Source organism: Paenibacillus silviterrae (assembly GCF_030167925.1).
Classification (GTDB): domain Bacteria; phylum Bacillota; class Bacilli; order Paenibacillales; family NBRC-103111; genus Paenibacillus_G; species Paenibacillus_G silviterrae.
This window is the reverse complement of sequence record NZ_JASKUT010000001.1, coordinates 4,477,368-4,500,616: the sequence shown is the minus strand read 5'-3', so window position 1 is coordinate 4,500,616 and position 23,249 is coordinate 4,477,368. Positions and strand designations below refer to the sequence as shown.

Sequence of the window (23,249 nt, the reverse complement as noted above, 5' to 3'; positions counted from 1 at the left end):
CAGGTGATCGGGCAGCTTTTTTATTTTTTGGGCTTGGTCACCTTCGGCTCTTCTTGAGACAGTTGAACCGAAAGTGTGGCAACCGTCCCCCCCACAGTTTGGGTACCTTTGCGCACCTGCGTCCGCAACCCTACCGTAGTAATTCCTCTCACATCCAGCGTAAGCGGCAGCTCCTCCTGCTTCACGAAAGCAATCTTGCCGTCGAGGATGATATACAGGTCAATCTTGTCGATAGATTTGAGACCGATGGTCAGGTAGTTCTGGTCCTTCGGGATAACGGCCGTTTCAATTTCCCCATTGGCTTGGATATCCTTGGTAATTATGCCCTTATCGTCAAAATAATCCCTCACGTTAATGACCGAAAGACTCGAGCTCGTTCCGCCAGTGGCCGATGTGGGGTTGTTGATGACATTGGAGGTCGGATTATAGCTGAAAGGCGCTTGAGACGACGGTTGTCCCGTGTTCGTTCCCGGCGCCGCTTGCCCCGGATTCGGAGCAGGCTGTGCAGCCGTTCCTCCTTGTGCATCCAGATCGAGGGAGGAGAACCGCTTTAGCGCATCCGTTTTCTTAAGGTATCGATAAATCCTGTCTAGAATGGTTACCGCTTCCGCCCGGGTCACCGGATCATTCGGCCGGAAGTAGCCGTCCTCATCCGCCGTCAAAATCCCATTGTACTGCAAATGGGCTAAAGCTTTGGCTTGGATTTTGGTTAGAGGATCCACGGAGAAATCGCATTCGCCGTTGTAGAATTCAAAGAGCAGCACCGGATACACCCGATTCGAGTCCGCATGCTGCAGGCCGCTGGCCTCGTAACGCCGCTCTGAGTCCGCATACTGCTTGATCGCTCCCGACTCGGTGAATTTCTCCACCCGAATATCGCGGTAGGCTTCAAGCATTGTGCACACCTGCTTATCCCCGAGCTTTTCATTCAGCAGCTTATTATCGAAGAAAGAGTACAGCATATTCGCCAGCTGCAGCCGCGTCAGCTTCTTATCCGGCCGAAACGCCAGCTGTCCGCTGTCATCCACCCCGTATCCGCCATATTCGAAGCTGCGGTCGTAGATTTCCGCAATAGGCTTAGCCGCCCAATGCAGCTCCGGGACATCCTGGAATGGCGGCAGCCTTTTGGAGGAATACGAAAGCTGATTCGGACGGTAGAAGTCAAACAGCCGATACACCATCATCGTCCATTCCGCTTTCGTCACCGGCTGATCCGGCCGGAAGGTGCCGTCAGGATACCCGACCAGGATTTGCTTCGCCGACATCGTATTGATCGACGGCTCAGCCCAGGCGTACCTTTGCGAGTCTACATCTATAAATGGAGTGGCAGCCTTCGCCTGAGGCACAGGGGCCGCCGAGAACATCAGTGCGAGAGACAATCCAATCGTTACTGCGCGTATCCTTTTAAAGCTATACCATTTCATTGATTCTAAAACCTCCCATCTCCCTTACTTTATCGGATGCCGAGGCTCAATTTGTTAACCATTATTCATATTCTTCCAAGAGCTCCTTCAATCTAGCCGGGTAATCCGTGATAATCCCCGATACTCCGGCATCAATCAGTCTGCGCATATGCGTCTCCTGGTTCACCGTATACGGATAGGTTTGAATGCCATGGGCGTTCAAATCAGCAATATCCTCCGGCTGAATCAACATATGGAACGGATGAAGCGAATACACAGGCATGCCGGACGCTTCCGCTGCAAGGCGGTGCTGGACGAAATCACTGCAATATAAAAGGCCTACGGAAAACCGCGGCTCATCCTGCTTCAGCTGATAAAGCAGCTTATGACTGAAGCCGGAGAGGACCACACTGTCCCATCGATCATACTGCTGCACAAGCTCCCGAAGCCGTTCCGAAAGAGCCGTGCTGTACAAGCACTTCACCTCTACGTTGATCTTGATGCGGGAAGGAACCTGCTCGAACACCTGCTGCAGCGTCGGCAGCCGCTCACCGGCGAAGCGCTCATGGAACCAGCTTCCGGCATCCAGCATCTGCAGTTCATCCACCCTGAGCTCAGTAATGGCTCCGCTGCCGTTCGTCGTGCGGTTGACCGTTTCGTCATGGCATACGATGATTTCGCCGTCCTTGGTCAAATGCACATCAAGCTCCAGCATGTCCGCCCCTTGCTCCATCGCCAGCTGGAAAGAGGTCAGCGTGTTCTCCGGGGCCTCTCCCGCGGCGCCGCGGTGACCGATAATGAGGGGGCGTTGATAAGGCATAGTACTCATAACAAAGTTCCTCCTGTTACGTGAAATGGTTGGATAAACACAGAAAAGCCCCACGCTATAGGCATGGAGCTTGCTCTTACTACACTTTAATATCCAATTGCTTTCCAAGGTAAGGATGCTGTGCTGCTGCGAAATCCTGAAGCAGCGTCGCCGCCTGAGCAGCCTGCGTATCCTTTACGCGATTCAATAACGTAATGCCGATCGCTTGCTTCAATGCGTCTCCGCTGGAGGCTGCATTCAATGCGCCGTTGATATTCAACCGGATCACCCGATTCGTAAGTTATGTAATATGCGGTTGAGAGGACTCGAACCTCCACGGGCGTAAGCCCACTACCCCCTCAAGATAGCGTGTCTGCCATTCCACCACAACCGCGTGACGTACTTCTTTATTATATCCGTTTTGTTGATAGGAGTAAAGACCGCGCAAAAGGAAAAACCCGCCCACAAAAGTGAACGGGTCTTTATGCGGTTGAGAGGACTCGAACCTCCACGAGCGTACGCCCACTACCCCCTCAAGATAGCGTGTCTGCCATTCCACCACAACCGCAAGGATTAGGTTATAAACATGAGCCATGTAGGACTCGAACCTACGACACCCTGATTAAAAGTCAGGTGCTCTACCGACTGAGCTAATGGCTCTTATACAAAGGACATCGCATGCCCTGCATGGATGAAAATGGTGACCCGTAGGGGATGCTCTCCGCTACGCTTCGAGACTGCGAAGTATCGCTAACGAAGTGTCGCTTCGACGAACCCGCCGGTTCTCATTAAAAACAGGGTAATGCTATGACCCGTAGGGGATTCGAACCCCTGTTACCTCCGTGAAAGGGAGGTGTCTTAACCCCTTGACCAACGGGCCGTGCGTCATGTCGAACTGTCGCTCTTTTTGGCGACAAGTGTTATTATAGCGAATAGGCTATAGCTTGGCAAGTCTTTTTTTGATGTAAAAAAATGACTGTTGTCGATGAGGCTCGGATGTCCTAATGTCGGGCAGAGCTGTAATTTGTACAGTTATTTCTTGATGCTTGAAGGCTTATTGATTGCTTACCTGGATTGTGTGCAGCTAAAATAGCCTACTGTAGAGTATTGAGGTAAAAAAAGTGAATTTAACGTTAGCTTCTGCATCTATTTACATCGGAACAGGCGTTTCCATTGATCATAACTGTATGATTTACAGTTAGTCCCTTCTCAGCCTCGGGCTACCCTCAATTTATACGGCTCCCATACCTCTTCTCCTCTCTAGTCTCCGTACATAACGAAAAAAGCTGCCATATAGGCAGCTTTTCGTTATGTACGGAGAGAGAGGGATACTCGCGGTTTCACCTCACGAGACTCCGTGGTCGCATCTGCTCCCACTCCGACGCCCCCTCTTCTCGGGTAGTCGAATCCCTCTCTATCCTCCGTAACATAACGAAAAAAGCTGCCATAGGCAGCTTTTCGTTATGTACGGAGAGAGAGGGATTCGAACCCTCGCACCACTTACGCAGTCTAACCCCTTAGCAGAGGGTCCCCTTGAGCCACTTGGGTATCTCTCCAAGATAATGGCTCCCCGAACAGGACTCGAACCTGTGACAACTCGATTAACAGTCGAGTGCTCTACCAACTGAGCTATCAGGGAACGGTTTAATTAATTTATCATGAATTTTTCTGTAAGTCAAGTGCATATAGCTTCAGTTTCCCGCGGCATTTGCCGCAAGCATACTTGGTCGGGTCGAGCTTGCGTTTACGCATATATTCCACCTTGCAGCTCATGCAGACCAGCTTGTACCGGTAAGGCTCCTTGCGCTTCATCGACGCAGGCAGTGATTGGCAATACCGCGTACCGCCTACCTGGGCAAGCAGATTTTGAAAATCCGAATCCCGATGCTGGTATCCCCGCTTCATCAGATGCAAATGATAATGGCAAAGCTCATGTTTAATGATTTTCTCTACATCCTCGGCTCCGAATTGCTCATACTGCGCCCAACTGATCTCAATATCATGAGTCCGGGTAAAGTAGCGTCCGCCCGTTGCCGTCAGCCTGCGATTGAACCGTGCTTGATGCTGAAAAGGCCGACCGAACGACGATAGCGATATTTTCTCTACCCACAGCTGCAGCTGCCGGTCATCCATCATGTCTTCCCACCTGTTTCCGCCGCCGCGCTTTTCCGGTTGCACGCAGCAGCTATTTGTAATGATCCATGGATTTCTCACTTGAATTGTAACCGCACCTTGGGCTACACTGTCAAGTAGAAATCTCTGACACACGGCATCCGCCCTGCGAAGAGAAAGAGAGGAGTCCCATCCAACGCCATGTCCAAAATGAGATACGCACTACTCCAGCTTCAAGACAGCATCGAGTTCGTCGAGCTTCCGGCATCCCATATGTATCAGCTGACAGCCCTGAATAAGAGGCTGCATAAGGAAGTGGAAAAGCTTACCGCATCGAACGTCCCGCCCCTTCCTACTGTGATAGCGGAATTCGATAATTTGGATATCGTTCATCCCAGCTATCGGCTGCACCACGGTTTAGAGTATATCAATCAGCTGGAGACGACCTTTGCTTCGATTCAGGAAAAAGAATACCCTCTTGTCTCGCTGCTCACCGAAATTCGCGCTTTGCAGGCGCAGCTGGAGCAATGGTACGAGGAAGAAGAGGATTTTGCTTAATTCTAGCATAGATTAATCCCTTGGGACCTGCACCTGACCTCCTATCCGCCCATATGCTATTGTTATCAACGGGTATAGAGCTGGGAAGGGAAAGGGGCTGGTCCGCGTGCCGCAATGGCTTTGCAATCAACTGATGCGTGCCTTCTACAATAAAAATCGCCGCCAGATTCGCCTATTGAACGATTGCTGGTATTTCTATCGGACACGAAAGAACGACACCAAAGCCGAGACGGAATCCACTACGTCACAAACGCCACTCTAACAACGACAATAGAGCATAAGCCAGACGAAAGGGAGCTCCTGCACCCTTGCTTCCGGCCTATGCTCTATTTTACTTATCTGGGCATGGATTCATTCATTTCCCAGCTCATTTCCCGTTTAGGGGACTTTACTGCGGCTTCTTCATCGTCAAACTGACGCGTCCCTTCTTGGCATCGACGCTCAGCACCCATACGGTCACGACATCCCCGACGGATACGACATCCATCGGGTGCTTGACGAAGGAATTGCTCAGCTGTGAAATGTGGACAAGCCCGTCATTTTTGATACCAATGTCGACGAAGGCGCCAAAATCGATCACATTCCGCACGGTCCCCTTCAGCTCCATGCCTGGAGCCAAATCCTCAAGCTGCAGCACATCTGTCCGGAAAATCGGCGCCGGCAGCTCCTCCCGCGGATCGCGTCCGGGACGCTGCAGGCTGTCGATAATGTCGCGCAGTGTAGGCACGCCTACGCCCAGCTTCGGCGCCAGCTCCTCCACGCGCACCTCGGACAGCATTTGCTTCAGCTCTGTGCTGCCGAGCTGCGACAGCTCCAGCTTGAGCTCGCGGAACAGCTTGTCCACCACGTCATAGGATTCCGGGTGAATCGGCGTATTATCAAGCGGGTTGCCCGCTTCCGAAATTCGCATAAAGCCTACGCACTGCTCGAACGCTTTGGCACCGAGTCGAGGTACTTTTTGCAGCTGCATCCGGCTTGTGAACTTCCCGTTCTCTTCACGATACTTGACGATATTCTTGGCCAGCGTGCTGTTTACTCCCGACACATACGATAACAGCGAGGGAGATGCGGTGTTTACGTCTACGCCGACATGGTTTACCGCAGACTCAACGACGAACGTCAAGCTCTCATCGAGACGCTTCTGCGTCACATCATGCTGGTACTGCCCGACACCAATAGCCTTCGGCTCGATCTTCACCAGCTCTGCCAGCGGATCCTGCAGACGCCGTGCAATCGAGATCGCACTGCGTTCCGCTACGTCCAGCTCCGGGAACTCTGCTGCCGCCAGCTTCGAAGCCGAGTACACCGATGCCCCCGCTTCGCTTACAATCAAGTACTGCAGCTGACGTCCCTTCAGCTCGCCGATCAAATCCGCCACGAACTGCTCCGTCTCCCGCGATGCCGTTCCGTTTCCGATGACAATGAGCTCTACTCCGTATTTTTCGATGAGTTGCCTAAACTTCGCCTTCGCTTCCGCTACCTTATTGTTCGGAGGCGTAGGATACGTTACCGCGATCTCCAGCATCTTGCCCGTGTCATCGACTACGGCAAGCTTACAGCCTGTCCGATAGGCCGGATCGACGCCAAGAACCACCTTGCCCTTCACAGGAGGCTGCAGCAGCAAATTGCGAAGATTTTCCGCAAAAATCTGGATCGCCTTCTCCTCGGCCTTCTCCGTCATCTCTCCGCGCACTTCCCGCTCGACGGACGGAGCAATCAATCGCTTATAAGAGTCCTCAATGACGGCAAAAAGCGTATCCCTAACGATTGAAGGGCCTTTGATATACTGCTTCGCCATATAATCGTGTATCCGTTCTGCTGGGACGTCCAGCGCCACCTTCAGCACATCCTCCCGCTCCCCGCGATTAATCGCAAGAATACGATGGGGAGGCAGCTTTTTTACCGGCTCCTGATAGCTGTAGTACATCTCATAAACCGTTTCGGCGGAAGCATCCTTCGCCTCCGTACGTACAATACCATTGTCATATGTATATTTACGCACCCACGCCCGTACCTTGGCATCATCCGCCATTTGTTCGGCGAGGATATCCATAGCGCCTTGCACGGCGTCCTCCGCAGCAGCTACGCCCTTATCCTCGTTCACATACTTGCGCGCCTCAGCAAGCAGGTCGCCTTGCCGAGGCTGAGACAGGATCCATACCGAGAGAGGCTCCAAGCCTTTCTCCTTGGCTACGCTGGCTCTTGTTTTGCGCTTCTGGCGATACGGACGGTACAGGTCTTCCACTTCCTGCAGCTTCACCGCCTGCTCAATCGATCCGCGCAGCTCGTCCGACAGCTTGCCCTGCTCATCGATCAGCCGGAGCACCTCCAGCTTGCGATCCTCCAGGTTCCGCAGGTACGCCAGCCGCTCTTCAATATCGCGAAGCTGATTTTCGTCCAGCTCACCTGTCATTTCCTTCCGATACCGCGCGATAAAAGGAATCGTATTCCCTTCGTCCAGCAGACCGATCGTCGTCTTCACCCGGCCTACAGCAATCTGCAGCTCCTGCGCGATTTGTTTTAGAATGCGCTCGGCGATCGCCGCTTTTTTCTCCTCCGTCAGCTCCAGGCTGCCTTGTCCCTCTACCACTTGCTCCTTCGCCATCCCCACGACTCCTCCTCAACAAATAAACGCCCCAGCAAATAAAAAACGAGGGCTTCAGACCCCCGCTTCGCATGAAATGCTCAAAATTCAATCAGTCCAACACTGATTTGCAAAGCTTCATCCACCTTACGCATGGTTTCTTCATCCAAGTGCGTGATTTTATCCGTGAGACGCTGCTTGTCAATCGTACGTATCTGCTCAAGAAGAATTACAGAGTCTCTGTCAAAACCGTGCGCTTCCGCTTCAATCTCCACATGCGTAGGCAGCTTGGCCTTTTGGATCTGTGCTGTAATCGCCGCCACAATCACCGTGGGACTAAAACGATTACCGATATCATTCTGAATAATCAGAACGGGACGGATTCCGCCCTGCTCCGATCCAACGACCGGTGAAAGATCCGCGAAAAAGACATCGCCACGTTTGACAATCACTCGCTACACCCCGCTTACCAAACGGTCAAGAGTGTGGTCCGCTTCTTCCTCCGCCTGAAATGCCTCCGAGGCCATGTGCAGGTTGATCTTCGCCATTTCCATATACCCGCGCTGCATCGATTCACGCAGATGACGCTTCTTCCGCTCCACCAGATAGAGCTTCATCGCTTGACGAATGAATTCGCTGCGATTGGAATTCTCCTTCTCCACCAAATAATCCACTTCCTGAAGCAGATTATCCGGCAGGCTGATCATGATCCGTTTCGTGTTATGCGCATTGGCCACCTTATCATGCACCCCCAACAACATTCAAAGCCTATTACCTATCATTATGGCAAAATTCCAGCAAAATTATACAAATTGAGTATATGCGTGCGGTATATCAATTATGTTATACCTTTCGTCGCTCCACAAAGTATGTATAGAACATATTCGCGGAATAAGTGAAAAATCCTTTCAAACCCATGGAAAAACTTCATTGCCAAATGCATCCAACCCTTTCAGTGTAACGGGTCAGCGAATTAGCGGATTCACAATGGATACTACTTGGCCGCCCCTGACATACACTCTAGGCACCCGGTGCGAGATCATACAGGTGATCTCATAATTGATCGTCCCAAGCCATTCGGCATGTTCTTCTGCTGTGATCCGCTCCTTCCCTTGTCTGCCTAGAATGACGACTTCTTCCTCTATAGGAATATCGGCAAGACCGGTCACATTCATCATACATTGATCCATGCAAATTCTCCCAACGATCGGGACCCGCTGCCCTCGTACCAGCACCTGCGCCTTGCCCGTAAGCATCCGCGAAAAGCCATCGGCATACCCGATCGGTAGCGTCGCAATGGTCTCCTCCTGCTTCGTCCGGTAAATCGCTCCGTAGCTGACCCCTTCGTCAGGCGGCACCTGTTTGACCATCACGACGCCGGTTTTAATGCTGAGCACAGGCTCGAGCTGGATTTGCTGATGATTGACCTCTTCCGAAGGGTATAAGCCATACATGCTAATCCCGAGACGCACCATATTGAAGGTTTTGTCCGGCATATCAATGGCCGTTGCACTGTTGCCCGCGTGGATATATCGGAAGGTAATATTTTGTTGCTGAAAATGCTCCACTACACGTGAAAATCGCTCATGCTGAGCCTCGGTATAGCTTTTGTCCTCTTCGTCGGCACAAGCGTAGTGAGTAAACAGTCCCTCCAGCTCTATGGAAGGGATGCTTAATGCCTTGGTGATGAGGCGGATCGCCTCTTCCTCCGAAGGGACCCCGATACGGTTCATGCCGGAGTCGATTTTCATATGTACTTTTAACGGACGGTTCTGCGTGTTCAAGGTCTGCGCCGCGTTCAGCAGCTCCTCCGTATAGATGTTCACTGTAATGTCGTTCTCCCAGGCCGGTTGAAGCCCTTCGGGAGGCGTATATCCAAGCACCAGAATCGGCGCTGTAATTCCCAGTCTACGGAGCTCAAGCCCTTCATCGAGAAAAGCCACCGCGATATACGAAACGCCGCAGCGCAGCGCCTCCTTGCTTACCTCCAGCGCGCCGTGACCATAGGCATCCGCCTTCACTACCGCCATCATATTTACATGCTCTGGAAGCGCCTTACGAAACGCCTCAAGATTATGTCGCAGAGCATCGAGCGATATCTCCACTCTCGTCGGCCGGTAAAATGAATCCACTCTAGTCCACCTTCTTTGTTCTTATGAGGTATCTAAGGAAGCCCACAATACCCATTATATGTGCATAGGAATAGAACCATGTTAATCCCATACCAAATGGCTGTCAACGACAAAAACGGTACTATTTACGGGGATGTGGACGTGCTCTATAATGTAGAAGTAAGGCAAAACCGCGGTGGAAGGGAGGTTATGCGCGATGAGCGAGCAGATTCTTGGGAAGATATTGGAAGAGCTGCGGGGAATGAATGGACAATTGACTTCACTTAATGAACGAGTAACATCACTTGAGCATCAATTTCAAGAATTCCGGGTTGAGGTTCGTACGGATTTGCAGGTTTTGAATGCAGGACAGCAAGGGCTGCGCAAAGAGATAACGGATCGTTTCAAGGAAGTCGATGAACGCTTCCATCGTCATGAGTACACGGATGATGTTCTGAATCGCAATATTTTGAGGCTGGAAACCGAACTTCAGATGCTTAAAGAGAAAAAGTAGCAGACACTAAAGCTGCAACACATCTAGCGCCCTTACCAATGTATTCGCTAAGCACCATGCGCAGGAAGCGAATCGCAAGGGTTCCTTTTCTCAAAAAAGAAGTGCCCCGAACACTAGGTCCAAGACACTCCTCTTATTTCTATTATTTGCCCATTTCGCCTTGTACAGCTTGAGCCACCTTAATCATTTCTGTCTCCGGCAGATCGCCAGTAGAGAGTCGGAACTCTACCCCATCGTACGTCCATGTCAGCGTCTTCTTGGAGTCACCTGTTACTACCCCTAATGTAAACCCGAGGTCAATCACGTTGCCTTGAAGCGACGTTACCGTTTGCGTCGTTGGACGGGATTCCACCAACGTATAGTTGAACTTCCCGGAATAGCGGAGCATAACCCCTTGATCCTCGCCCAGCTTGATCATCGTTTTATCCTGCAGCTTTACACCGCTTGGCATATAGTTCGGTTCGATAATTCCGAATTCCTGCTGCTTCGCTACATCCGTCTTGCCTGCCGCGGTGCCATTGTTAGCGCTATTTTTGCCAGTCGCCGTTGCGCTATGGTTGTGTTTATCACTACCTGCGTTCGCCATAGTCGGAAGCGACTGAATGCTCATGCTTGTCATGTTGCGCTGCATGTCAAACTGATCCTTATCGAACTTAGCGCCAAATTCGAACTCATTGAACTTCATCATAACCATCACATTGCCGTTAGCGTCCGCTACTTCTACATGCTGCGGCGCGTAGGTCTTCTTGTCCAGCCACACCTTCTGACGGGCCAGAGAGCCGTTCTGGTAGTTCGCAACCACATCGAATACATAAGCCTTCTCATCAGCTGTCATTTGGCGCTCATTGTCCATCAGGATGCTCTGAGCGAGGGATTGGTACAGGTACACTTGACCTTGGTTCTCCGGCCAGTCACTTTGGAAGCGGAAGCTCTTATTCAAATGAGGCGTCAGTACAAACACGCCATCGTCATTGCGCAACACAATCTGGGTGATATCCTTCTTCTCATTCGTCAGCGAGATTCTATAGAAGTGCGGAGCCTCATAACATACCTCCACCGCATATTCCTGCGGGTCTTGTCCCGTATGAAGTACCATTGTACCGGTTCCATGATAGCTTTGGAGCTTATTCATCACTCCATCGAGATCCTTGACTACCCCCGCTGCATCCTTCTTGCCCACACCACAGCCTGCAAGTACCAAGCTGAAGCACATTACCAGGGCCACCACCCACGTGTAACGCCGCATTTGTACATCCCTCCACCACATATTAAGATCAACTGTTAACATGTCTATGTGGGGACTTGGACAATTATGCAGACGAGTTGTATAAAACTGATGACTCTAGCGCTTAAAACCAATTGCTACAATATTGCCTGCAGGCAATGGAAAGGTTACTTTTCCTATTCTCGACTTTTTTAGCCCTAAATACATTTTTTCCTTGAAATCTTGAGGGATCGGAGCGAGTTTGAACCAATAATGAAATGGATAATAATTGGTAATGCCACTCACTATAATTTCACAAAATCCTGCTTTTTTTAACAAACACTTTAAACTTATTGGAGAAAATAATTGCAGATGCTCAATATCAAAGATCGGTGAACGCTCACCCAGTACCCTTGTTGATAGAGCTTTGTGAGAGTGAGTTACAAGCATTATAGCACCGTCTTTTTTTAATAGAGAATGCGAGTCTAAACAAAAGGAATACGGATCATCCAAATGCTCTAATGTTTGAAAACAAGTAACGAGGCTCAAGCTTTCGGGCGTAAACATTTCTTTGAGAAATATGCTGGGTTTAATTAATGGCTTGATATGTTCTTTAGCAGAAGCAATGGGGGCCGATGAAGGTTCCACACCCATAACATTAGAAAACCCTGCTTCCAAAAGCTCCTCCAAAAAAGAGCCGTTCCCTGTACCTATATCCAGAGCCCCTTCGAAATCAGGTAACTTTTTCATCACCTTTGGAAGCAATCTTGCATATGCTTTGCTTGCATAATAAGCTTCTTCCATACTGTCATATGCAGCTTCTTCGTACAATGTTGTCAGGTTCAGAATTTCATGGATGATTTCATTGGCATAAACAGTGTCACACTCGTTACATTTCACTAAATTGTAATGCATATATTCGGGCATCTTACGTGAAGCAAAAGCAAACTCATCTAATTTACTTAAATCATAGTTCGCTTTGGCGTATAATTCGTAATTCTCGCCGTTGTCACATACAGGACAGGACCTTGAAATAACCATTAGTTCAAAGACTCCTCTACTTGGGCTCCGTATGTTCCACAGGAATAACTTCGCCATGAGAAATGATATTTTTTCGGATGAAAGCTGGCCGCCCTTTTACTTCATCAAAAATTTTGGCAATGTATTCCCCTACAATTCCTATGGCAAATAAATTAACAGATCCGAAAAATAACACTGATAATAGTATCGTAGTAACGCCTTGGGGTACCAAGCTAGGCAAAAGGATTCGTCCGATAATCTGTATAATGCAAAGAATCGTAGTTATCAATAAAAGTACAGATCCAGTATAACTTAATATGGTTAATGGGGTATGACTAAAGGACAATATGCCTTTTTTTGCCCAGTTAATATTACTTCTGAGGTTATTTGTAGATCTTCCGAACATTCTTTCCGGACGAAGATAATCTACACCTGTTTGTTTAAAACCAATAAACGCTCTTATCCCCCTCCAGAACAAATCTCTTTCCTGGAAGGATAGCATATGTTTCACAACTTTTTTATCCATCAAACAGAAATCTCCCGCATCATGCGGAATCGCTAAATATGAAAAATAATCAAATACTCGATAAAAGAATTTATAAGCCACTTGCATGTAAAAAGGCGCTTCGCGCTTGACCCTGCGTCCAAAAACGACATCATAACCTTCGCGCCACTTCGCAATGAACGATTCCAGTAGTTCAGGCGGGTCCTGTAAATCGCCATCCATCAATACACAGGAATCCTTGCTTGCCATTTCCATACCACTTCTAAATGCAGCCTGTGAACCGAAATTACGTGAGTGGGATATGCCTATAACCCTTGGGTCGGCGTTACTTATACCTGCGATAACGTCTTCCGAATTGTCCGGACTATTGTCATTCACAAAAATAATTTCGTAATCAACTTGCAGCTTTTCAAAGATAGTTTTTAATCTCTGGTACATGATGGGGATAGCTTCTTGATCTTTGTAACATGCAACTATCACACTTACAGAGTTTTTGGTTTTTGGTTCTACAAATTTCGTATTGAAACGATAGTTCGATTGATAATAGTTCTTATACCATTCAATAAATTTATCCAATCCTTCGTTAAACGTGACGGTGGCTTTCCAAGATAGCAACTTATTTGCTTTATCAGGATTGGCATACCAATTTGATCGATCCCATTTCCGATCGGGCATATTAAAATTCGGTTCCATGGGAATGCCAAATTTACTTTTTGCAAATTCCGCAACTGTTCCAATGGTTGTCTCACGGCCGGTACCGATATTAAAACTCTCTCCGTAATTTTCTTTTGATAAGTTCACAGCGGCTAATATAAATGCTTTAATAACATCGTCTATATAAATAAAATCCCTTGATATAAGAGGATTCACGAAATTCGGATATTTACCGTTCATTCCTTCGATGACAACTTGGGGAATCAATCTCGAGGAATCTTCAAAAGGTCCATATACTGAATATAGTCTTAAATTGGCACAAGGAAACCCTTTCTTTTTTCCATAGTACATTAATAAATGGGCAGCCGATAATTTCGAAACCGAATATGAACTGTTCGGGTAACAAGGCTCTTCTTCGCTCGGTCCGGCACTATTATCACCGTACTCTGAGGAACTTCCCGCATGCAAGAATACGGATATTGGCTCCTTCTCAAGTACCCTCACCAACTTTTCCACCATTAAAAAATTAGTTTTATATATTTTCTCATCGTCATTTTCAAAAGAGTAAGCCCCGTAGGCAATTAAATTGATTACTGTTTTCGGCTTTAATTGGGAAATTATTTGTTCGATATTGGCTTCAATATTCAAATCGACTTCAACAATGTGGCTAGGATCAATTTGCTGTAATCTCCAAGTGTCCTTCTTTCTTGTAGTTCCGTAAACGTCCTCCCTGTACTTCAACAGATGCATTAGCATGTTAGAACCAACAAAGCCGCTTGCGCCTAGTATTAAAATAGGTCCCTTTATTTTAAGAACGTGCTCCTCTATGGTCATAGAGCGTCCTCCTGTAAGATCGAAAGAACTTGCTCAGGAAGCAATCCGCTTTCACCTCTATGAAATTGCTGTGACCCCGCTAATTTAGACGGATAGCCCTTCGCATACAAATGGGTGAATTTCCTGGGTGCAATTCCTTGTTTGGACAGGAAATATCCCAAAACTTGGCCTACACTTCCTTGCAATGTATGCTCTTCAATCACGAGTAGATGCTGAGATGACAACAAATCGCTCATAAATAATTGCGGAATTTTTTCAGCTGTTATTGGCAATTCAGAAACTACCCAAACATTCGGTATTGTAACATGGCTTTTTAATATGGCATTAATAATACCGCCTGCAAGAGGACCCACCAGCAAAACCGTCGTTTCGGTCCCGTCAAGAAATTTTCTCCAAGAAGCATACGGAGGTAATGCATATTCTTTGGGAAGCTCACAGCGTCCTAATCGAAAATATACTGGCCCCGGTTTATAGAAACAGTTTTCCACCATCGGCTGAATATCTGCATTAAAAGCGGGAACAAAGATTTTCATGTTAGGGAGAGTGGATAGAATACCATAATCCTCAAGCGAATGATGCGTGCTTCCCATTGCACCGTATCCATACCCACCGCCATTGCCGACTATTTTAACAGATAAGTTGTGAAAAGCAACATCGTTTCGAATTTGCTCAAAGGGCCTTGCGTATACAAAAGGACCGATACTATAGACCCATGGTTTTAGTCCCATTTTCGCCATTCCGGCGGATACCGAAATCATATTTTGTTCTGCTACACCTGCATTAATAAATCTGGAACCAAGCTTTTCTTTGAGCGACTCAAATGTCATAAACCCTAAATCACCGGTTATAAATAGGAAATCCTCGTCGGAATAAGTGCACAATACCTTACTTAACTCGTTTCTCATAGTCGCTCAACCTCTTCTTTGGCTTGCCTGTACAACTCTTCGTTCAAAGGTAAGTAATGCCATTCCATTTGATTTTCCATGAATGAAACCCCTTTACCTTTAACGGTATGGGCGATAATACATACAGGCCTTTCCGCCTTAGTCGAGATGGCGGGTAGGAGCTGCGTCACATCGTGACCGTCTGCTTCCACTATTTTCAAACCGAAACTGCTCAATTTTTCTTGTAAATTCATTAATCCGGATACTTCAGACACCGTGCCAAATCCCTGTAAACCGTTAGCATCGATAATAATGGTTAGGTTGTCCAGTCTTTGCTGCACTGCAAATAAGATAGCTTCCCAGGTAGAGCCTTCGTTCAAGTCACCTTCGGATAACAAACAATACACAGTACCTTCTTCCTTTTTTATCACTTTTCCGATTGCAAGCCCCGCGGCCAATGATAAGCCATGCCCTAGACTTCCTGTAGAGAACAAAATGTCTGGAAAATGTGATGACGTGGGATGGCCCCCTAGCCTAGTCTCGTCTTTATGGAAGGTATCCAATTCATACTCAGGAATTCTTCCAGCCGTCCATAAAGTGATATATAGCGCTCCAGCCGCGTGTCCTTTGGATAATACGAATAAATCTTTCTCCCTCAATACCGAATGATACAAACTCATTAATATATCCAAACACGACAGGTTTCCACCGATATGGCCTACTCGGCAAGAATAATGCATCTGAAGTAATCGTAATTTCGCTTCTTTTATTTTCCTTCTTAGTCGATCATACGAATAGGCAGTACCCATTTCACACCACCTGCAACCAATTGTTATTTTTCTAAGTTTCGGTACCACGCAACATTCTCTAAGTACCAGCGAATCGTAAGATCCAAATAATAATTAAAATCGTACTTTGGAGTCCATGACAATTCATTCTTAATCTTAAGGTTACTAATCGCATAACGACGATCATGGCCCGGTCTATCTTTCACATGTTCGATTAATTTGCTGCTGGTCCCCTTAGGCAATTGAGTTAACTCATCCACCTTGTCGCAAATCCGTTGTACTACATCGATATTAGTCATTTCGTTGTCGCCGCCAATGTTATAGGTCTCACCCGCCTGACCTTTGGCAATTACTGATAATAAGGCGTCGCAATGATCTATAACATATATCCAGTCTCTAATTTGTAGTCCGTCTCCATAAACAGGAAGTTTCTGACCATTTATACATTTAATGATCATGCTTGGAATCAATTTTTCAGGGTGCTGCCATGGACCATAATTATTCGAACAGTGCGTTATTATAGCTGGCAATTGATACGTTTTGAACCAAGCCCTAACCAAGTGATCCGAGGCTGCCTTCGAGGCGGAATAAGGGCTATTGGGTTGATAGGTAGATTGTTCGGTAAAAGGAGGCATATCTCCTTCTAAACTTCCATAGACTTCGTCTGTAGAAACATGGATAAACTTTTTCCCATCCATGTTTACCCAATATTTTCTTGCTGCCTCCAGCAAATGATAAGTACCTTCAACATTCGTTTCAATAAACTGGGAAGGAGTTACTATAGACCGGTCTACATGACTTTCAGCGGCAAAATGTACTATCGTGCTTACGTCGTAGTTCTCTAGTAATTGCTCAATGAATTTGGTATCGCGTATATCTCCATGTTGGAACGTAACTCGTTTGGAATTCAATAAGTCGCGAATTCTGTACGTATCCCCAGCATATGTTAACGAATCCAAAATGACAAAGTGAAGCTCAGGATAACAGTGATAAGCACGTTCAACGAAGTTAGCTCCTATAAAACCAGCTCCCCCGGTTATAAGCCATATGTTGCCCATATTTTCACTCCATGATTTTGTTATTGGCTTGAAGCATCATTTGATTAGCGTTTTTCATTGATTCGAATGTTCCCGCATCCATCCATTTTCCAGACACAATACCATACATTAATTCATTTTTCTTTATATATATATTATTTACTGAGGTGATTTCCAACTCGCCACGTGCTGAAAGAGGTATTTGCTTGATGTAATCAAAGACTTTGCTATCATACATATAACATCCTACGACAGCAAAATTGCTAGATGGTTCAGTTGGCTTCTCTTCTATGGAAATTACTTGCTGCTCATCAAGCGCCGCGATTCCAAATCGTTCAGGGTCACCTACTTTTTTCAATAGAACTCTCGCACCTTTATCTTGTTGACGAAAGGCATCCACGTGCTGTTTAATACTCTTTTCAAAGATATTATCCCCTAGCAAAACAACGATTTTTTGTTGATTTGCAAAATCCTCCGCTAACGAAAGTGCATGTGCAATCCCTAGCGGTTCGTCTTGAACCTTATAAGTTAATTTGCAACCGAACCGCTTCCCTGAGCCCAACGAATTTACAATGTGCCCCATGTGAATGGTCGACGTAACAACTAAAGTTTCCTCAATACCCGCCAACACAAGTTGTTTAACTCCATGCCAGATCATCGGTTCTTTACCTATTGGTAACAGGTGCTTATTTGTTATTTCTGTTAAAGGGCTAAGTCTTGTCCCTTGCCCTCCCGCTAGAATGATACCTTTCATTCCAATCCTCCGCCGACTGCATATTTTCAAAATGACTTTGTTATCCCCTAATTTTAATATGTTGAACATAAACTGCGCAGCTTAACTTATTTATTATTGGAGTTCGTTCGATTATCGGTTCTACCGTTTTAAGTGTTTTGGCTATGATATCGGGACAAAACATAGGAACTAACCCACAATATCTGGAGCTTTGGACCACTCCACCCACCTGATTAAACCATTGGTCCAGTCGATGGGGGAAATAAGATTTTTCTTCATGCTCAATATGATATTTTGACGTTTTTTCAATGACTTTGAGGACAGGGTTGTAACCATTAGGTTCAACCACGATCACCTCATCGGTTACCTTAGCAATACTTTTTATAGCCGAGGGAGCGTCCAGTAAATGATGCAACACTCCCCTAATAACTGCAATATCAAATTGTTCGCCTAATTCTTCAAGCTTATATATATCAATTGTTTTGAACGTTACATTGGTTAATCCTTTTTTCTTCGCTACTTGCTCGCACTGTTCAATCGCGGTCTTGGCAGCATCTACTCCAAGAATGGAAACAGGGTTTCCCTTTAGCAATTCAAATGTATATTTTCCATCGCCACAGCCAATATCGAGCACTTTCTTACCTTGGAAATCCGAAATACTCATAACCGCTTGACTTAATCTGCTGTTTGCAAGCTGACAAGATAATTTATCCGTTTGTGAATAGAGGTATCCTCCATTTGAATAGACATCAGTATTAAATTGTTCTACATTTTTTTCCCGAACCACTTTCATCTTTTCCCCTTCCATACAAGCCTTTTCATGAAAATCCTTATTTTATTAGAATCTCATATGAATCGTTTCCGGCAACCTTGGTAAACTCTTTGTTTATTTTATTATTTATTGGGTCTACTGGAACATAATCTAAATCCAAAGCTTCTACTGAAGTGAAGGGAATTTTTTTCATCCTAACCACAATGGCCGGATTGGTAGCCATATCATTGTAATAACTTACGTTGAATGATTTTTTTATCTTAGGATATGATTTCATAGAGATAAGCCAGGTCGTGTTTGCAGCTGGTATTCTTGTAGAAAATAAATAACCAGCAGGAAAATAATCATAAAACAAAATTTTCATATCTGTCGGATATCGACTTATATCTTTTGTTAGATTTTTCATAAAGTCATATTTTTTATCTGTTGAATAGATCCCCTTATACGGTCCAAAATCTACCTTGCGGGTTAACAATGGGATCTTATCATCTCGATAAACAGAAGAGAACTGTTGCATAATCAATAACATCAATAAAAAAAGCGGATATAATAATTGAACGCCTTTCAAAAGTCCCTTCAATGCAGCATTACTCGATTTATTATTTTGCATTAATTTTGTTAAAATAAGTATTACATAAATTGAAGTAATGATTGCGCCAGGGAATATACCAATCGCTGCAGACTTATATCCATTACTACTCGACCAAAGCGTTGTTATCCCAGCGATGAATGAAGGCACCCATCCATATAAAAAAAGTCTTTTACTAAGGACATCCTTACGTAAATATATTAATAAAAACGGCGCGAGCAATGCATAATATATAATGAAAACCATGGAAGCAACAATATGTTGATAATTATCATAATCAAATGCTAAAAACGGGAATATTAATAATAACATTGAGAAAAGATTTTTTACATATTTATAAGAGATACATAAAGCAAACATAGTGAACACTAATACCCATTTATTATTGAACATGGTGTATACCGTCTCTATATTTTCAATAACCTTTGAAAAAGAACCACCTTGAACACCGACCGATGTTGAATACTGATACGACAGCAAAATATTTTTTATGCCTACGATATTGGCAATTAGGAGTAGTGGGAGCACAGCTAAGCACCCACCAACGGTAAAAAATAAAAAAGGAGTTGCTACTTTCTTCCTAATGCTATGCAATAAAAGGAGTAACGCATAAAATATAATGGGCATTATAAGAGTCGGATAGGCTACAACGGCAAAACCCAAGGACAAACCTGTAAGGACCATCCACTTTTTATTACTAACGTACTGCAGTGTGTAAACACCTAAAAATAAACCTATACTCAAAAAGCCCATGCCCAATGTGTTGTAACTAAGGCTCGGGATATTAAAGGGAGTAAAAGTAACAGAAGGTAAAGAAACTAGAATTGCCACATCTTTATTAATACTTTTTACTACTAGGTTATAGATAAAATAAGACAGCAATAACATAAAGAAAAAATATAAATGCCTTGTGAATAATACCAATCCATCAGAACTTCCCATAAAAATAATATAAAGCTTTATGAATGGATAAGTGAAAAACGAAGCTGTTTGTAGCAAATTAATTTCGTCAACAAAAGGCACTTGACCTAATGAAAAAATAAATGGTATAGAATTATAAAAAGCCTCATCCGTAAAGTCAACGCCAAAATATAAGCGAGTATATGAAAACATCACAACTAACAAAGCGATAATATAAGCTGTGATTGTGTATGCTTTCGTTTTTAGAATTCGCACGTATAAGTAACCCGCCTTTAGCAGTAATTAAACTTACACCCATGGATACAACCCTCGATAAGAAGCGTTTTCGTAATTTAATGAATCGCTTCCCCATGGGGGTGTTCACGGCGCAACCACGGGTGTAATAAAGTTAGAAATGGAAAGTCACAGGGGCTGACATTTTGAATATTCTTTCATGACAAGAAGTTCTCAGGAGAATATATATTCAATACACGAAATCTATAATTTATGTCGTTAACAATTAGGAGGGATAGCACATCTACAAGTTACCCATTTTTATATTATATCCTGTAAATGTTGCAATTCGACCTGTATCTCGTAAGCCGTTTTAAAATAAATTGAAACAGTTTTATTTTTGCTTTCCATTTCACCGTTCCTTTATAAATGGAAACTGGCCCTCATACACTAATGTTGTCCTTGTAATTATAGATCATTCTGTATACAAAAAGAAGTGTAAAATGATTACTTGAGCTTGAGAAATGCGTTTCATAGCTTCTAACAAGGTTTTACGAAAGTTAACTAAATCAATGATCTTCTTACAAAAAACTTCTACTAATTGTTTTCCCGCCTCTAAAAAACATCGAGTACAGGGATGCTTACTCGGATATGCGAATCTAGCAGGGGCGACCTCTTGTCTATGCTGGGTACATCTTCGTCATAAGTTTGTCGTGCATTACCACCGGAAGTGAAACATCCGGAAGAGTCCCTTGCCAACAAAGGCGTTGCCTATTGCAACAAACTTTTTGAGCTGGAGGCACAGCTTGCATCACATACCGCTGAAGAGCTAAAAAAGACTCCATAGTAGCATTGTCCCAACAATTTCTCTTTTCGACTGCTTAAGACCTGCTCGTTTTACACGTTTTTGAAAGCTAGGGTGTGTGTAGTGCATCCCTTGGTCCGAATGTATCATTGCCTCCGAGTGGATGTACCGTGCAAACACACTCCATGACATTTAAAATCCTTCCTCCAAAAGCTCCTCCAAAAAAGAACCATTTCTCTGTACCAATATCCAGTGCCCCTTCGAAATCAGGTAGTTTTTTCATCGCCTTAGGGAGCAATCTCGCATATGCTTTGCTTGCATAAGATGCTTCTTCCATACTATCGTACGTAGCTTTTTCGTACAATGTAGTTTGGGTCGGTATTTCTTGGATGATTTTCTTTGGCATATAAATCATAGTTTGCTTTGGCGTAGAATTCGTAATTCCCGCAAATTTTTTACATACAGGACAATACGAAAGAGCCTTTTAGCCCAGTTAATATTACTTCTAATTTCAAATGTTATTATCTCCCAAACATTCTCACCGGATGAATATAATCTACATGTTTTAAAACCAATAAACACTCTTATCCCCTCCAGAACAAGTTTCTTTCCTGGACGGATAGCATATGTTTCACAACTTTTTTATCCATCAAACAGAAATCTCCCGTGTCATGCGGAATCGCTAATAGTGTAGATGATATTTTTCCTCCACGCTGTGTGACTCCGTTTTAATTTCGAACCACTATGGTTGTATGCGTGAAAAAGCTCGACATTAAGGCGTTCTCATGATTGATAAATGCCTTACCTGGCAAGCGCGGGTATCCGATGTCAATACGTGATGCCAGCGTATAACCCTTAGGCCAATGGCTTGTTTCTTCCCAACTCGTTAGGAAGCGAGGTACCTCGGGACGATTCAAAGTACTTCTTAAGCCGTAGAATCGGTTTCTCAAAAAAGTGGTAACTAAGAGGCGCCAAAAGAAACGTCAAAGCTATACCTTCTCCTAGCGGCAATGGATAATCTGGATACTCACGGTACGAACCGTTCCCTGCGAGAATCCCCTGCCACACATATAGACCAAAGCTGATTTGACCGATGTACGCCAATGGTTGAAACTCTAACACTTTAATAACATGGGAATCCTGACTGAAATAGACGTACAGCACCAAGCAAGTAATCCCAAGGTAAAAAATAAAGCGAGGTTCCCCGAAAACGTTTGCGATGAACGTAGCCACTGAAAATACTAACAATATAATTCGGAATAGCCTAGTGGACACCCAATGACAAAATCGCTCGCTAGTGACTAAGTACGCCGCGATGCAGCCAAATGCGATCGGCGCAGCTGCTGGATAAGTCCATCGTCCGCTATTATAGGCTGACAAGAGATCGGGCCATAAGCTAAGCCCAAATATGCTTGCAACTATAGCGAAAAGTGTTACTAAAAAGAAAGCGACACGCTTGTTAAAAAGAAAGATTAATGGCCAAATTAAATAAAAATGTTCCTCTACTGCAAGAGACCAAAAGTGGCTATAGGCATTGAGTTCGCAGCCTTGCGGTGTAAAATTGTAAAGAAAAAAATAGGCGTGTTCATACACGCAACCTTTAACAGCAATCTTACCTTGGCTCTCCATAATTGGAACCACAGAGAGTGCTAGGAAATAGAGCGGGAAGATCCTTAATATCCTTCGAATAAAGAAATTGCGAATGTTTATGTTTCCGTACTCTTTGTGTTCTTTCAATAACAACCTGGTGATGAGGAATCCCGATAATACGAAGAATATCTGGACGCCAACGTCAGCGCTCAAGATCCCTCTAATTACGGGGTTGGTAATTGATAAAGCTTGGAACCATCCGCCATGAGACGCGATTACTAACAATACAGAAATGGCTCGTAAACCGTTGAATCCTTTAATTGTTTTCATCGAAGCATCATATTTTGATCTTTCAAAAAAATAAGCCAAATTATATTCTCTCCAATCATACACATAATTTAATATTTATTCGACAAAAAACTCATTTGTCCTGCTTCTAAAGTATCATTTATGCGGATAAATTCCGACTACAAAGGCGTATTATCAGGTTTGGTATACCAATCTGCTGTGTCCCACTTCCGATCGGGTATATTAAGCAGCAACTGGGCTTCCGATATTTTCGAAATAGAATACGAACCATTCGGGTATCAGGCTCTTCTTCACTGGTGTC

The 23,249-nt window shown here is 45.0% G+C and carries 22 protein-coding genes and 6 tRNA genes; 3 read left to right on the top strand and 25 right to left on the bottom strand.

All coding sequences use genetic code 11. From position 1 onward, the window contains the following. Positions 1-20: 20 nt before the first annotated feature. The 10 genes from QMO62_RS20815 to QMO62_RS20770 form a co-directional block, all read right to left on the bottom strand. Entirely contained in the window at positions 21-1,424 is a 1,404-nt protein-coding gene (locus QMO62_RS20815; RefSeq protein WP_284643889.1) for an S-layer homology domain-containing protein, read from the bottom strand. A gap of 61 nt (positions 1,425-1,485) precedes the next feature. Next, a complete protein-coding gene (locus tag QMO62_RS20810; protein WP_284643886.1) occupies positions 1,486-2,232 on the bottom strand; it encodes a glycerophosphodiester phosphodiesterase in 747 nt (248 codons plus the stop codon). 79 nt (positions 2,233-2,311) lie between these two features. Beyond that, on the bottom strand, positions 2,312-2,491 hold the full coding sequence (locus QMO62_RS20805) for a putative motility protein (protein WP_284643884.1): 180 nt from the start codon (positions 2,489-2,491) through the stop codon (positions 2,312-2,314). A 31-nt stretch (positions 2,492-2,522) separates the two neighbouring features. Then, positions 2,523-2,605 (bottom strand) — tRNA-Leu (locus tag QMO62_RS20800). A gap of 91 nt (positions 2,606-2,696) precedes the next feature. After that, positions 2,697-2,779: transfer RNA gene (locus QMO62_RS20795), tRNA-Leu, on the bottom strand. A gap of 19 nt (positions 2,780-2,798) precedes the next feature. Next, a tRNA-Lys gene (locus tag QMO62_RS20790) sits at positions 2,799-2,871 on the bottom strand. 148 nt (positions 2,872-3,019) lie between these two features. Continuing rightward, positions 3,020-3,091 (bottom strand) — tRNA-Glu (locus QMO62_RS20785). A gap of 588 nt (positions 3,092-3,679) precedes the next feature. After that, positions 3,680-3,767: transfer RNA gene (locus QMO62_RS20780), tRNA-Ser, on the bottom strand. Positions 3,768-3,774: 7 nt separating this feature from the next. Continuing rightward, a tRNA-Asn gene (locus tag QMO62_RS20775) sits at positions 3,775-3,850 on the bottom strand. Positions 3,851-3,867: 17 nt separating this feature from the next. Then, positions 3,868-4,344, bottom strand: coding sequence for a SprT family protein (locus tag QMO62_RS20770; protein WP_284644993.1), 477 nt, complete (start codon positions 4,342-4,344; stop codon positions 3,868-3,870). Positions 4,345-4,524: 180 nt separating this feature from the next. Between QMO62_RS20770 and QMO62_RS20765 the strand changes: the two genes are divergently transcribed. Next, positions 4,525-4,881, top strand: a complete 357-nt coding sequence (locus tag QMO62_RS20765) for a hydrolase/acyltransferase (protein ID WP_284643882.1) — start codon at positions 4,525-4,527, stop codon at positions 4,879-4,881. A 106-nt stretch (positions 4,882-4,987) separates the two neighbouring features. Further along, complete coding sequence (gene cmpA / locus QMO62_RS20760; protein ID WP_284643881.1) at positions 4,988-5,143, top strand: cortex morphogenetic protein CmpA; 156 nt, start codon at positions 4,988-4,990, stop codon at positions 5,141-5,143. A gap of 126 nt (positions 5,144-5,269) precedes the next feature. Here the strand turns inward: cmpA and QMO62_RS20755 are convergent, their stop codons facing one another. The 4 genes from QMO62_RS20755 to alr all read right to left on the bottom strand — a co-directional run bounded on the left by QMO62_RS20755 (position 5,270) and on the right by alr (position 9,597). Further along, the gene (locus QMO62_RS20755) at positions 5,270-7,486 is read right to left on the bottom strand and encodes a Tex family protein (RefSeq protein WP_284643879.1); all 2,217 of its coding nucleotides are present in this window, start codon (positions 7,484-7,486) and stop codon (positions 5,270-5,272) included. 80 nt (positions 7,487-7,566) lie between these two features. Beyond that, positions 7,567-7,917 (bottom strand): type II toxin-antitoxin system PemK/MazF family toxin, encoded by a 351-nt coding sequence (locus QMO62_RS20750; RefSeq protein ID WP_269881020.1) that lies wholly within the window; start codon positions 7,915-7,917, stop codon positions 7,567-7,569. Between the two features lie 3 nt (positions 7,918-7,920). Further along, positions 7,921-8,202 (bottom strand): CopG family ribbon-helix-helix protein, encoded by a 282-nt coding sequence (locus QMO62_RS20745; protein WP_284644992.1) that lies wholly within the window; start codon positions 8,200-8,202, stop codon positions 7,921-7,923. Between the two features lie 228 nt (positions 8,203-8,430). After that, positions 8,431-9,597 (bottom strand): alanine racemase, encoded by a 1,167-nt coding sequence (gene alr / locus QMO62_RS20740; RefSeq protein WP_284643874.1) that lies wholly within the window; start codon positions 9,595-9,597, stop codon positions 8,431-8,433. A gap of 196 nt (positions 9,598-9,793) precedes the next feature. Here alr and QMO62_RS20735 point away from each other — a divergent pair, with 196 nt between their 5' ends. Further along, positions 9,794-10,090, top strand: coding sequence for a hypothetical protein (locus tag QMO62_RS20735; RefSeq protein WP_284643873.1), 297 nt, complete (start codon positions 9,794-9,796; stop codon positions 10,088-10,090). Positions 10,091-10,232: 142 nt separating this feature from the next. Here the strand turns inward: QMO62_RS20735 and QMO62_RS20730 are convergent, their stop codons facing one another. From QMO62_RS20730 to QMO62_RS20675, 11 genes are all read right to left on the bottom strand, one after another. Beyond that, entirely contained in the window at positions 10,233-11,336 is a 1,104-nt protein-coding gene (locus QMO62_RS20730; RefSeq protein ID WP_284643871.1) for an outer membrane lipoprotein-sorting protein, read from the bottom strand. A 96-nt stretch (positions 11,337-11,432) separates the two neighbouring features. Beyond that, a complete protein-coding gene (locus QMO62_RS20725; protein ID WP_284643869.1) occupies positions 11,433-12,335 on the bottom strand; it encodes a class I SAM-dependent methyltransferase in 903 nt (300 codons plus the stop codon). A 16-nt stretch (positions 12,336-12,351) separates the two neighbouring features. Further along, entirely contained in the window at positions 12,352-14,307 is a 1,956-nt protein-coding gene (locus QMO62_RS20720) for an NAD-dependent epimerase/dehydratase family protein (protein WP_284643867.1), read from the bottom strand. After that, positions 14,304-15,212 (bottom strand): transketolase family protein, encoded by a 909-nt coding sequence (locus QMO62_RS20715; RefSeq protein ID WP_284643865.1) that lies wholly within the window; start codon positions 15,210-15,212, stop codon positions 14,304-14,306. Before QMO62_RS20715 ends, QMO62_RS20720 begins: the two co-directional genes overlap by 4 nt. After that, positions 15,209-16,000, bottom strand: a complete 792-nt coding sequence (locus QMO62_RS20710; RefSeq protein WP_284643863.1) for a transketolase — start codon at positions 15,998-16,000, stop codon at positions 15,209-15,211. Before QMO62_RS20710 ends, QMO62_RS20715 begins: the two co-directional genes overlap by 4 nt. A gap of 23 nt (positions 16,001-16,023) precedes the next feature. Beyond that, on the bottom strand, positions 16,024-17,037 hold the full coding sequence (rfbB, locus tag QMO62_RS20705) for a dTDP-glucose 4,6-dehydratase (RefSeq protein WP_284643861.1): 1,014 nt from the start codon (positions 17,035-17,037) through the stop codon (positions 16,024-16,026). Positions 17,038-17,041: 4 nt separating this feature from the next. Next, the gene (locus QMO62_RS20700; RefSeq protein WP_284643859.1) at positions 17,042-17,770 is read right to left on the bottom strand and encodes a sugar phosphate nucleotidyltransferase; all 729 of its coding nucleotides are present in this window, start codon (positions 17,768-17,770) and stop codon (positions 17,042-17,044) included. 40 nt (positions 17,771-17,810) lie between these two features. Further along, positions 17,811-18,557, bottom strand: coding sequence for a class I SAM-dependent methyltransferase (locus QMO62_RS20695; RefSeq protein WP_284643856.1), 747 nt, complete (start codon positions 18,555-18,557; stop codon positions 17,811-17,813). Between the two features lie 22 nt (positions 18,558-18,579). Further along, the gene (locus QMO62_RS20690; RefSeq protein ID WP_284643854.1) at positions 18,580-20,286 is read right to left on the bottom strand and encodes a hypothetical protein; all 1,707 of its coding nucleotides are present in this window, start codon (positions 20,284-20,286) and stop codon (positions 18,580-18,582) included. Between the two features lie 872 nt (positions 20,287-21,158). Further along, positions 21,159-21,455 (bottom strand): hypothetical protein, encoded by a 297-nt coding sequence (locus QMO62_RS20680; RefSeq protein ID WP_284645028.1) that lies wholly within the window; start codon positions 21,453-21,455, stop codon positions 21,159-21,161. A 449-nt stretch (positions 21,456-21,904) separates the two neighbouring features. Beyond that, a complete protein-coding gene (locus QMO62_RS20675; RefSeq protein ID WP_284643853.1) occupies positions 21,905-23,008 on the bottom strand; it encodes an acyltransferase family protein in 1,104 nt (367 codons plus the stop codon). Positions 23,009-23,249: the final 241 nt, after the last annotated feature.